Origin of the sequence: Clostridium collagenovorans DSM 3089 (genome assembly GCF_900130005.1) — a bacterium.
Lineage (GTDB): Bacteria > Bacillota > Clostridia > Clostridiales > Clostridiaceae > Clostridium_D > Clostridium_D collagenovorans.
Genome location: NZ_FQXP01000005.1, coordinates 153,561 through 165,745, shown reverse-complemented (window position 1 = coordinate 165,745; position 12,185 = coordinate 153,561). Strand labels below are relative to the sequence as shown.

10 protein-coding genes and 1 riboswitch are annotated in these 12,185 nt (G+C 28.6%); of the genes, 8 read left to right on the top strand and 2 right to left on the bottom strand.

Annotation, left to right across the window (positions count from 1 at the left end):
• Positions 1-163: 163 nt before the first annotated feature.
• Positions 164-643, bottom strand: a complete 480-nt coding sequence (locus tag BUA48_RS06985; RefSeq protein WP_072831342.1) for a hypothetical protein — start codon at positions 641-643, stop codon at positions 164-166.
• A gap of 598 nt (positions 644-1,241) precedes the next feature.
• Here BUA48_RS06985 and BUA48_RS06980 point away from each other — a divergent pair.
• The 6 genes from BUA48_RS06980 (at position 1,242) to BUA48_RS06955 (ending at position 8,442) form a co-directional block, all read left to right on the top strand.
• On the top strand, positions 1,242-1,910 hold the full coding sequence (locus tag BUA48_RS06980) for a redox-sensing transcriptional repressor Rex (RefSeq protein ID WP_072831341.1): 669 nt from the start codon (positions 1,242-1,244) through the stop codon (positions 1,908-1,910).
• 341 nt (positions 1,911-2,251) lie between these two features.
• A riboswitch (glycine riboswitch) is annotated at positions 2,252-2,363 on the top strand.
• Between the two features lie 137 nt (positions 2,364-2,500).
• Entirely contained in the window at positions 2,501-3,352 is an 852-nt protein-coding gene (locus BUA48_RS06975; RefSeq protein ID WP_072831340.1) for a sulfide/dihydroorotate dehydrogenase-like FAD/NAD-binding protein, read from the top strand.
• Positions 3,352-4,740, top strand: a complete 1,389-nt coding sequence (gene gltA, locus BUA48_RS06970) for an NADPH-dependent glutamate synthase (RefSeq protein WP_072831339.1) — start codon at positions 3,352-3,354, stop codon at positions 4,738-4,740. Before BUA48_RS06975 ends, gltA begins: the two co-directional genes overlap by 1 nt.
• 428 nt (positions 4,741-5,168) lie before the next feature.
• A complete protein-coding gene (locus BUA48_RS06965; RefSeq protein WP_143147680.1) occupies positions 5,169-6,356 on the top strand; it encodes a CD0519/CD1768 family membrane protein in 1,188 nt (395 codons plus the stop codon).
• A 439-nt stretch (positions 6,357-6,795) separates the two neighbouring features.
• Entirely contained in the window at positions 6,796-7,683 is an 888-nt protein-coding gene (locus BUA48_RS06960; RefSeq protein ID WP_072831337.1) for a DNA-3-methyladenine glycosylase family protein, read from the top strand.
• Between the two features lie 21 nt (positions 7,684-7,704).
• Positions 7,705-8,442, top strand: coding sequence for a TVP38/TMEM64 family protein (locus BUA48_RS06955; protein WP_072831336.1), 738 nt, complete (start codon positions 7,705-7,707; stop codon positions 8,440-8,442).
• Positions 8,443-8,648: 206 nt separating this feature from the next.
• On the opposite strand, the gene BUA48_RS16020 is transcribed toward BUA48_RS06955, so the two are convergent.
• Positions 8,649-9,314 (bottom strand): TIGR01906 family membrane protein, encoded by a 666-nt coding sequence (locus tag BUA48_RS16020; protein WP_072831335.1) that lies wholly within the window; start codon positions 9,312-9,314, stop codon positions 8,649-8,651.
• 597 nt (positions 9,315-9,911) lie between these two features.
• Here BUA48_RS16020 and BUA48_RS06945 point away from each other — a divergent pair.
• A complete protein-coding gene (locus BUA48_RS06945) occupies positions 9,912-10,199 on the top strand; it encodes a co-chaperone GroES (RefSeq protein ID WP_072831334.1) in 288 nt (95 codons plus the stop codon).
• Between the two features lie 46 nt (positions 10,200-10,245).
• Positions 10,246-11,874 carry a chaperonin GroEL gene (gene groL, locus BUA48_RS06940; RefSeq protein WP_072831333.1) on the top strand — a complete coding sequence of 543 codons (1,629 nt, stop codon included), beginning with the start codon at positions 10,246-10,248 and terminating at the stop codon, positions 11,872-11,874.
• The last annotated feature ends 311 nt before the right edge of the window (positions 11,875-12,185 follow it).

Sequence of the window (12,185 nt, the reverse complement as noted above, 5' to 3'; positions counted from 1 at the left end):
CATTTCAGTTAAAGTATTTTTCAAGTTCAAAAAAATATAAAAAGGCATATATGAAATATTTTACCCTATATTGAAGAAAAGGAAAATAAATAATAAAAAATTAATTAAAAAGAGAGATGAAATAAAATATTTCATCTCTCTAAGAAAATAATTCAATGAATAATTATTTAAAGAAAAAAACTCTTAATTCATTGTTTAAGTTAAAATAGTTATCCTCTAAATATATAGCAACTTCCTTAGCATAATCTTCATCCTGTAATAAGTTATTCAAAAGCACTAAAATACTAGTTTTAAACCATACTGTACAAAACTCTGGTGTTAAAATCACATTTTTAGAGCAACCATCACCAAGACTTTTTACTTTTGCTTCATTTTCTATTAAGTTATGAAAATGATTTTTCATATCCTTTATACAGTAGGCAGTAGCTTCTGGACTTAAAGCATATAACTTTAATAAGTAATAGTTCCAAGACTTCAGTATTTGAGCTGGTATATTAGCTTCTCTTATTTTAAATTTAAGCCCTGGTAGAAGAGTCTTAGAAAAGAATTCTCCTACTTTATCCTCATCATAACTTGCAGAGATTTCGTTGATTTGCAAAGGCATAGATTCATTAATTCTTGTTAATAGAGTATCATTAATCATTAGATTTCCCCCTTAATCCCCATTTTTACTAATTATATCAGTAGTAAAGAGAAAATTATATAACAAATTAAAGATAATGTGTATAAATCTACATTAATAAGTAAAAGTAAGGAAGGATTTAAATAGGATTTATATTGAGAATAAGAACTGAAAAGGTAGAAAGTAGAGAATAAGAAATATTACTTAAATATAAAAAGTGAATTTTAAGTGGGGGTTAAAGTTCAAAATGTACTTTAAGTACAAAGAAGAAAGCAATTAGTTCTTTGATAAAAATATAATAAAAAATACAAGTGTATTTTAGGAAAATGAAAAAATATTATGAAAATTTTAATTTTTTTAAAAAAAGAAATGTGTCAATAAATGCTTAAACATAATTCAAATGGTAATGTATACAGTTATATAACCTAAAAAAGCATATTCATTACAATGAAAAATACAAGAAAAATAAAAAAAAATGATAGTTAAAAAAATAACATCTTGACATATATATTTGCTAATAATATCATATAATCATGATAAAAGTTACGGAATAAATGACTTTATTAAAGTCAAAAGTTTTAATTTATGGCTAAAGGACACAACCTAAGGGGGTGTAATTATGGATCGAAAAAAGAATATATCTATGGCGGTTATAAAGAGATTACCTAAATACTATAGATATTTAAGAGAACTATTAAAAAGTGGAGTTGCAAGAATTTCTTCAAAAGAATTAAGTGAGCAAATTGGGTTTACAGCATCTCAAATAAGGCAAGATCTTAACTGTTTTGGTGATTTTGGTCAACAGGGTTATGGCTACAACATAAAAGATTTATATGAACAAATAGGAAATATACTAGGCTTAACAGAAGAATATAAAATGGTCCTTATAGGCTCAGGAAATATAGGGCAAGCAGTTGCTAATTATTTGTATTTTGAAAAGATAGGCTTTAGAATATGTGGAATATTTGATAGAAATCCAAAGTTAATAGGTCTTAGAATAAGAGATATAGAAATACAGGATATTGATTTCCTAAGTGAATATTTAAAAGACAATAGTATAGACATAGGAATAATTTGTGTAACTAAGGAAAGTGCGCAATCTATTTGTGATGTTCTTACAGCTAATGATGTAAGAGGAATATGGAACTTTGCACCAGTTGACTTAGAAGTACCTGCTGATGTAATAGTGGAAAATGTTCATTTAAGTGAAAGTTTACTTACACTTAGTTGCTTATTGAATGATTCGACAAATTATAAGAATAAATCAATAATAGATAAAGAAGAATAGATAGTAGGGTAGCTTATAAATCAGCTACCCTTATCGACGTGAATAAATATTCCATAAGCATCTTAAAACAGAGAGGATTTTCATAAATATTCACAATATTTATGAAGTTTGCTTATTAGTTGAAAAATTAAAACAATTTACACTTGACTAAAGTATTATAAAATTATAAAATCATATACAGATATAGATAAGCTTTTAACAATTGATTATTTATATATAACGCAATATTGTGTGGATGAAGAATGATTGGAGATATTAATCGAGTGATTAATAACCGGAGAAGAAATGAGTAGGTTATGCTATGGCTTATATCAGAAGCTTTCAGGTTATGTACAACATTTAGACACATCCCTGGAGAGATTCATTTAACTATGAACATCGACGGAGAAACTTAAGGTGTAAGTGGTATTACATATTAAGGAAACTTTCAGATAAAAGGACAGGGAATAGATAGCATAAAACTAAGTCTATCTATTCCCTGTCCTTTGCAGTGTAAAAATATAAAAATAATATAATTCTTATATTAAGTTTTAAATAAATATATGTTAATTAAATTAAAAAATTTAAATAGTAGGTATGGAGGAATTAAAATGTACAAAATTGTTGAAAAGAAACAACTAGCTCCTCAAATATTTCTAATGGATATTGAGGCTCCAAGAGTAGCAAAATCAGCTTTACCAGGACAATTTATCATAGTTAAAATGGATGAGAAGGGTGAAAGACTTCCATTAACTATTTGTGATTATGATTTAGAAAGAGGTACTATTACAATAGTTGTACAAGCACTAGGATGTTCTACTAAAGAAATGATGAAATATGAAGTAGGCGATTACTTTGCAGATTTCGTTGGTCCATTAGGACAACCATCAGAATTCGTTCATGAGAACATAGAAGAAGTTAAAAATAAAAAAATGCTATTTGTAGCTGGTGGAGTTGGTACAGCACCTGTATATCCACAAGTTAAATGGTTACATGAACACGGCATAGAAGCAGACGTTATAATCGGTGCTAAGACTAAAGAATTAGTTATTTTAGAAGAAGAAATGAAGGCTGTTTCAGGAACTACTTATGTAGCTACAGATGATGGATCTTATGGATTCAAAGGTTTAGTTACAAACTTAATTGAAGAATTAGTATTAAATCAAGGTAAAAAATATGATTTAGTAGTTGCAATAGGACCAATGATCATGATGAAATTCGTTTGCAAAACTACTGAAAAATTAGGAATAAATACAATTGTTAGTTTAAACCCTATAATGGTTGACGGTACAGGTATGTGTGGTGCTTGTAGAGTAACTGTTGATGGTGAAACTAGATTTGCTTGTGTTGACGGACCAGAATTTGATGGACATAAAGTTAACTTTGATGAAGCAATGAGAAGATCAGGCATGTATAAAACTGAAGAAATAGATAAAGAGTGTAAATTAGGGGGTACAAAATAATGGCATTAAATTTAGTAAGAGTACCAATTAGTGAGCAAGACGCAAAAGAAAGAGCTAGAAACTTTAAAGAGGTTTGTTTAGGCTATACTGAAGAAGAAGCAGTAGCAGAAGCTTCAAGATGTTTAAATTGTAAAAAACCTTTATGTGTAAGTATGTGTCCGGTTTCAATAAATATTCCAGAATTTATACAACACGTAAAAAATAAAGAATTTGCAGAAGCTGCAAAATCAGTAGCAAAATACAGTGCATTACCAGCAGTATGTGGTAGAGTATGTCCTCAAGAATTACAATGTGAAAGCAAATGTGTACTTGGGAACAAAGGTGAAGCTGTTGCTATAGGAAAATTAGAAAGATTTGTAGCAGACTGGTCAAGAGAAAATAACGTTGACTTATCTGCTAAAGAAGAAAGCAAAGGTAAGAAAGTTGCAGTTATAGGAAGTGGTCCTGCAGGATTAACTTGTGCTGGTGACTTAGCTAAGAGAGGATACGATGTAACTATATTCGAAGCTTTACATGAAGCTGGCGGAGTTTTAGTTTACGGTATTCCAGAATTCAGATTACCAAAAGATACTGTTGTTAAACATGAAGTTGAAAACGTTAAGAAATTAGGCGTTAAAATAGAAACTAATGTAGTTGTTGGTAGAACAGTTACAATAGATCAATTATTAGAAGAAGAAGGATTTGATGCTGTATTCGTAGGTTCAGGTGCAGGTCTTCCTAAATTCATGGGTATTCCAGGAGAAAACTTCAATGGAGTATTCTCAGCTAACGAATACTTAACAAGAACAAACTTAATGAAAGCTTTCAAAGACGATCATAGCACACCAATTAGAGTTGGTAACAAAGTTGCAGTAGTTGGTGGCGGAAACGTTGCTATGGACGCTGTAAGAACTGCATTAAGATTAGGTGCTGACGAAGCTCATATAGTTTATAGAAGATCAGAATCAGAACTTCCAGCAAGAATTGAAGAAGTTCACCACGCAAAAGAAGAGGGAGTAATTTTAGATTTATTAGTTAACCCAACTGAAATCATCGCAGATGAAAAAGGTAATGTTTGCGGTATGAAGTGTGTAAGAATGGAATTAGGAGAACCTGATGAATCAGGAAGAAGAAGACCAACAGTTATTGAAGGTTCTGAATTTATCCTTGATGTAGACACTGTAATAATGTCTTTAGGAACATCTCCAAACCCATTAATCCCAGCTACAACAAAGGGATTAGATATCAATAAGAGAAAATGTATCGTTGCTGAAGAAGAAACTGGTTTAACTTCAAAAGAAAGAGTTTATGCTGGTGGAGACGCTGTAACAGGTGCGGCAACAGTTATTTTAGCTATGGGTGCAGGTAAAAATGCAGCTGCAGCTATAGATGAGTTCTTAAGTAAATAACTTATTTTTATAAGTTAATATATACGAATTTAAAATTCGCATGTAAAAAGTCCTAAATCATTAAATTCCAGAGTAATGTGCCACTCTGGAATTTTTTTATTTAAAAAAATTTTTATTTAAATACTATTTATCATAAATATTTTATAAGAAAATACCATAATATATATTGGTGGAAAAAATATCTAAAATATAAATAAATAGTAAAATAATTAAAAGAATATTAAGAAAATTTAAAATTAATGCACAAAATTTTAAGAGACATATTGAAAAAATATTATAGCGATGTTAGAATGTGGATAAATGAATATGTTTTGATAATTATGAAGTTTTATGGGGAGAAGAATTTTTTATTTAAAACGGTATTCTATGTTAAGATTAATCGCTTAATCTTAATATTGGTATAATTTAAATTTTAAGGGGGATTTATTGTGGCTGAAAATGTAAAAGTTAGTACTGGGGTAAAAGAAAAGAAACTTAAAAAAATAATTACCACTGAGTCTTATGTGGCTTTAGTTGTGATTATAGGGTTCTTTGGATTAATGGCTTGGAAAATGGGATTGGCATTTATGTTCAAGACAATGATGAATACGGGACATGACATAGTATTAAACACAATATGGTTTTTGATGGCGGTTATAGTTATAGCTGGTGCAATCACATCTTTACTATCAGAATTTGGGGTTGCTGCAATACTTAATAAAATATTTTATCCTTTAATGAAACCTTTATTTAATTTACCGGGGGTTGTATCTGTTGGTGCAGTTACTACTTATCTATCAGATAACCCATCAATAGTACCATTAGCTCAAGATAAAGGTTTTTTAAAATACCTAAAAAGATATCAAGTACCTGCTTTAGTTAACTTAGGAACAGTATTTGGTATGGGACTTATAGTTACAACATTTATGCTTACACAATCTACTTCAGATATGCCTTTAGGTATGGCTGTACTAGTTGGAAATATATGTGCAATTATAGGTGGAGTTGTAAGTGTTAGATTAATGTTAAGATGTAGCAAAAAGGTCTATGGACCAGATGCAAATGCAATTGATGAAGATACAGAAGGATATGATATATTAAAATTTAGAGAAGTAAGAGAAGGATCTGCTTCAGAGAGAGCTCTTCAAGCTTTATTAGATGGTGGTAAAACAGGAGTACAAACAGCAATGACAATTATTCCAGGGGTTGTTGTAATTTGTACATTTATAATGATGTTAGCTAAAACAGCTCCAGTAGGTGGTTATACAGGTGCTGCATATGAAGGTATTGGTTTCTTCCCATGGGCAGGAGAAAAGTTATCATTTATATTAAAACCATTGTTTGGATTTACTGATCCATCAGGAGTAGCATTCCCAGTAACTTCATTAGCTTCTGTTGGTGCTTCATTAGGTATAGTTCAAGATATGATAGCATCAGGAACTGCTGTTGCAAAGGATATAGCTGTATTTACTGCTATGGGTATATGTAATGCTGGATTTATAACAGTACATGTTGGTATGATGGAAGCTATAGGAGAAAGAGATTTAGTTAAGCAAGCAATAGCTACTCAATTCTTAGGAGGAATAGTTGCTGGTATAGCTGCTAACTTGATGTATAGTTTGATAAGTTTAATATAAAATAGTTTAGTAAAAACTTTATATAATAAAAATAGAAATCAGCTTTGAGGAGTTCAAAGCTGATTTCTTATTGTCTAAAAGTGAAAAATAAAGCATTTTTAATACTATCATCATAGGAAAGTGAATATATTGCCTTGTATGAATATATAATACTACAAATAATAAATAATATCAATAGATAATAATTATTTAAACATAACTTATTGAAATTATAATGCCTTTTGTATTAAAATAAGGAGGAAGGATTAAGTAACTTTGTAAAAGAATAAAATTACAAAGAGTTTATTTTAAAATTTTACACATAACAATATGGGTATTTAATGATCTTATATATAGTTTAAATAAAAGCTATTAAAGATAAAGCTTTAGGTTTAATATATTAGAATTTGATTAAAATAAGTATTAGAAGATAAATTAGTAGAGCATGGAGGGAAAGGATATGGATTTTGTATCTGTAGAGACAATAGATAATGGAGTTATTTTAAAAGATGTAAGAAATTTTAATGTAAAACATGTATTTGAGTGCGGGCAGGCTTTTAGATGGCATGTAGAGCCAAATGGAAATTATATATGTGTGGCTTTTGGTAGAGTAATTGAGTTAGAGGAAAGAGATGAGGATATAATAATATATAACACTAATAAAGAAGACTTTGAAAATATATGGTTAGAGTACTTTGACTTGAATAGAGATTATGGTGAAATTAAATGTGAATTAAGTAAGGATCCGATACTAAAGGAATCTGTTGAATTTGGCTATGGAATAAGAATACTTAAGCAAGATCCTTTTGAAATGTTAATTTCTTTTATAATCTCTGCCAATAATAGAATACCTATGATAAAAAGAGCTATATGGAATATAAGCAATAAGTGGGGAAAAGAATTAACATATAAAGATAAAAAGTATTATACTTTCCCGACAGTAGAGGATTTAAAGAATGTAACTCTTGAAGAGCTAGAAAAGTGTGGCACTGGTTTCAGAGCTAAATATATAGCTAATACTGTAGAAAGACTTGCGAATAATGAAGAGGATTTACAAGTAATAAAAGAGTTAAGTGCAGATGAATGTCATAAAGCTTTACAAAGATTTAGTGGAGTAGGACCTAAGGTTGCTGATTGTATAATGCTTTTTTCTATGGAAAAGTATTCAGCATTTCCAGTTGATGTTTGGGTAAAGAGAGCGATGCAATTTTTCTATCTTGCACCGGATGTATCTTTACCTAAAATTAGAGTTTTTGCTAGAGAAAAGTTTGGAGATTTATCAGGATTTGCACAACAATATTTATTTTATAATGCTAGAGAAAATAACATAAATATCGATGGAGAATAATTATAAGAATGGGTGATATATGTGGATGAAATTAAGAAATTTAAGGAACATTTAAAGAATCACTGGGGAAAATATTTATTAGCAGTAATTGTTGTAGTGGCCTGTATATATATACTTAAAGATTACATAGGACCCTTAGTAATTAAGTTTAGTGATTTTGAAACAGTTAGAAATTTTATTAATAAATATGAAAACCATAGTGTGTTGGTTTTTATAATTCTTCAAATATTACAAGTTGTTATTTTTGCAATTCCAGGTGAAGTTATACAAATTTCTGGAGGATACTTATTTGGATATCTTTGGGGATTTGTTTATTCCTTAATAGGAATAACTTTAGGAAGTGCTATTTGCTTTTTTATAGCTAGAACCTTGGGAAAAAAGTTTGTAGGAAAGATAATTTCTAAGGAAAAGATTCTATATTATGAAGAAAAATTAAATAGTAATAGATATAGAATAGGATTATTTATTTTATATTTAATTCCAGGAGTTCCTAAGGATTTACTAGCATATGTAGCTGGAATCTCTAAAATATCCTTAAGTGACTTTTTAATGCTTTCAACCATTGCTAGAATTCCAGCACTTTTCTTATCATCTTATTTTGGATCGAAGGTAATAGAACGAGATATGAAAAGTTTGATAATAGTAGGGATAATAGTTGTTATTATATTAGTTATGACCTTTATTAAAAAAGATAAGATTATGAGTTATATAAGTGAACATAAAAAACATAGCAAAGAAGATGGAAAAGAGAAAAAATAAGATATAAGAATAAAACTATAAAATGGGCTGTGATATTAATAAATTCATGTGCAAAATATTGTATCTAGAGGTTAGCTTAAAATACAATATAAGATGAAATTTATTTTTAGTACCACAGCCTTGTTTTTTTATTTAATAGAGTTAGTATATTCAATAAGATTTTGAATTTATATTCTAAAAAACTTATATTTAATGGAAATTGAGTATTAACATAAAGCGTAATCTTTGCGTTTATTTCTTATGTTTATAAAAGTATAAGAAACATAAAGTGTGATACTAATGAAAATTAAAGAACCTATTATGCATATACTCATATATAAAAAGAAATTTTGTGGTAGTAATTTTATAATTGGATCAAATTGAGAGTCAAAAAGCCAATTACTATTATTGAAGAATAATTTGTGAAATAAGGTAAAGCTACTATGAAAATTTATAAGGATAGGAAGTACTAGTGCTATTGGAAGCAATATTAAACATAGAGAAGTATGCTTTAATATTTTAAAGTATTTATCCTTGATAGATTTCATTACAATAATAGCAGATAATAAGGAACTAAGACCTAAGCAAAGATTCATTTTAAAAATAAGTTTTTGCACATCTTTAAAATGAGATTTTCCTTCAGGTGAAGAGGGTAACGTAGGAAGGTTAAAGTCTTCGCCTTTATTATTTTTAGGAAAGTCGTATAAGTAATCAATAATATAATCATAATTTCTTATTATGTTCTCTTTAGAATTAAAATTTGTTAAGTTTAAAGAGTCTATTTTTACATAATAGAGTGGCTTATATAATATAATTAAATTTATAGTTATTAATATAATTGTTATAGTTAATATAAAGGGAGAAAAAATATTATAAAATTTTTTATAAGACATAAACTCATACTCCTTTTGCAATTTTATAAATGTCATATATAAATATGATATAATCAAAGTTATGTTACAAATTATTCCTTTTAAATTATTGACTAAAAGCATGGAAATATAATCAAAATATTAATAAATTCAAATAAAAATAAATTTATTAATAACTTTATAAAAATAAAAGGTTAATTAAAAAAAGAAAATAAAAGTTAAAAAAATGTTGTATTATTTTTCTATATAAAAGATAATATAAAAGAGTGCAAAGGTTTATAAAACTAAGAAAAAGCATAATAAATTCCTCAAATCCAATATATTTAAAGAAAATAGCTTTAAATATAAGATAATAAGGTTTGATTAAGATGATTCAATTAATTACTATAATATTATATTAATTAGCACTCCATTGCAATGAGTGCTAACAGAACATAAGAAAAGAATTGTAAAATTGATACTATATCAGTGGTTAAGGGGGGAGTAGTTAAAGCTATTAATTCTTTATATTATTGATTATATTATTAAAATAGGTTTATAATATTTAGTTAATTGAGTTTAAATTAAGATATCAAAAATTCAATTATACAATATACAACATTTAAGGAGGATTATAATATGAATATAAGACCACTTGGAGATAGAGTAGTACTTAAGAGAGTTGAAGCAGAGGAAACAACTAAGGGCGGAATTATCTTAGCTACTACTACTAAAGAGAAACCACAAGAAGCTGAGGTTATGGCTGTTGGACCAGGAGGAGTTGTTGAAGGTAAAGAAGTTACTATGCAAGTTAAAGTTGGAGAAAGAGTATTATTCTCTAAATATGCAGGTACTGAAATAAAATTAGACGGCATAGAATACATTGTTGTAAGACAAGATGAAATTTTAGCTGTAATAGATAAATAATAGAGAGATTAAAAGTTTTATATAGATTATTAGGAGGTTTTTTATAATGGCTAAAACTATTTTATTTAATGAAGAAGCAAGAAGAAGTATGCAAAGAGGTGTTGATAAACTTGCTGATACAGTTAAAGTTACTTTAGGACCTAAAGGAAGAAATGTAGTATTAGATAAAAAATTTGGATCACCTTTAATTACTAATGATGGTGTTACAATTGCAAGAGAAATAGAGTTAGAAGATGCTTTTGAAAATATGGGAGCACAATTAGTTAAAGAAGTTGCTACTAAAACTAATGATATAGCAGGTGACGGTACTACTACAGCTACATTATTAGCACAAGCAATAATTAGAGAAGGTTTAAAGAATGTTACAGCAGGTGCTAACCCAATGCTAATTAGAAACGGAATAAGAATGGCTGTTAATAAGGCTGTAGAAGAAATTAAGGCTGTTTCTAAGCCTATAAATGGAAAAGAAGATATTGCTAGAGTTGCTGCTATTTCTGCTGCTGATGAGGAAATTGGAACACTTATAGCAGATGCGATGGAAAGAGTAGGTAATGAAGGTGTTATTACTATAGAAGAATCTAAATCAATGGGTACTGAATTAACAGTTGTTGAAGGTATGCAATTTGATAGAGGATATTTAAGTGCATATATGTCAACTGATCCAGAAAAAATGGAAGCAGTTTTAGAAGATCCATATATCTTAATTACAGATAAAAAGATTTCAAACATACAAGACCTTCTTCCAGTATTAGAGCAAATAGTTCAACAAGGAAGAAAATTATTAATTATAGCTGAAGATATTGAAGGTGAAGCTTTATCTACATTAATAGTTAACAAATTAAGAGGTACTTTCACATGTGTAGCTGTTAAGGCTCCAGGATTCGGTGATAGAAGAAAAGAAATGTTAGCTGATATAGCTGCATTAACAGGTGCAGAGGTTGTTTCAGAAGAGTTAGGAAGAGACTTAAAAGAAGTAACGATCGAAATGTTAGGAAGAGCAGAAAGCATTAAGGTTTCTAAAGAAACTACTACTATAGTTAATGGTAGAGGAAATAAATCAGAAATCGAAGGAAGAATTCATCAAATAAAAGCTCAAATTGCTGAGACAACTTCTGAATTCGATAGAGAAAAATTACAAGAAAGACTTGCTAAATTAGCAGGTGGAGTAGCAGTTATCAAAGTTGGTGCAGCTACAGAAACAGAATTAAAAGAAAGAAAACTAAGAATTGAAGATGCTTTAGCAGCTACAAAAGCAGCAGTTGAAGAAGGTATAGTTCCAGGTGGAGGAACTGCTTATATCAATGCTATTAATGAAGTTAGCATGTTAAATAGCGAAAACAGTGATATTCAAGTTGGTATTAATATCATAGTTAGAGCATTAGAAGAGCCAGTTAGACAAATAGCTAAGAATGCTGGTTTAGAAGGTTCTGTTATAATAGAAAAAATCAGAAATAGCGCTAGAGGCGTAGGATTTGATGCATATAAAGAAGAATATGTTGATATGTTAAAGAGCGGAATAGTAGATCCAACTAAAGTAACTAGATCTGCATTACAAAATGCATCATCAGTTGCTGCTACATTCTTAACTACAGAAGCAGCTGTTGTTGATATTCCAGAAAAATCTGCCGCAACTCCAGGTATGGAAGGCATGGGCGGAATGGGTGGAATGTACTAATTTCACATTGCGTAATTTTAAAATGGTACTCATAATTTATGAGTACCATTTTTTATAAAATAAAATTTTTATTTAAATAATAAAGTTATAAATAATCATGGAGATAAATAGAATTTAAAAAACTATTCAATTTATGGAAAAAATAGCTTTTAAAATATGAAATAATAAGATTAAAGACAAGAAGAATTAAAGAAAAAATGAATTAAAAAAATCAAAAATTATAAAAAATAATAAAAAATGAATAATAAAATTCATAATTCACAAAGAAAATAAAATCAATAAAAGAATGAAATATGAACATTGAAAATAAA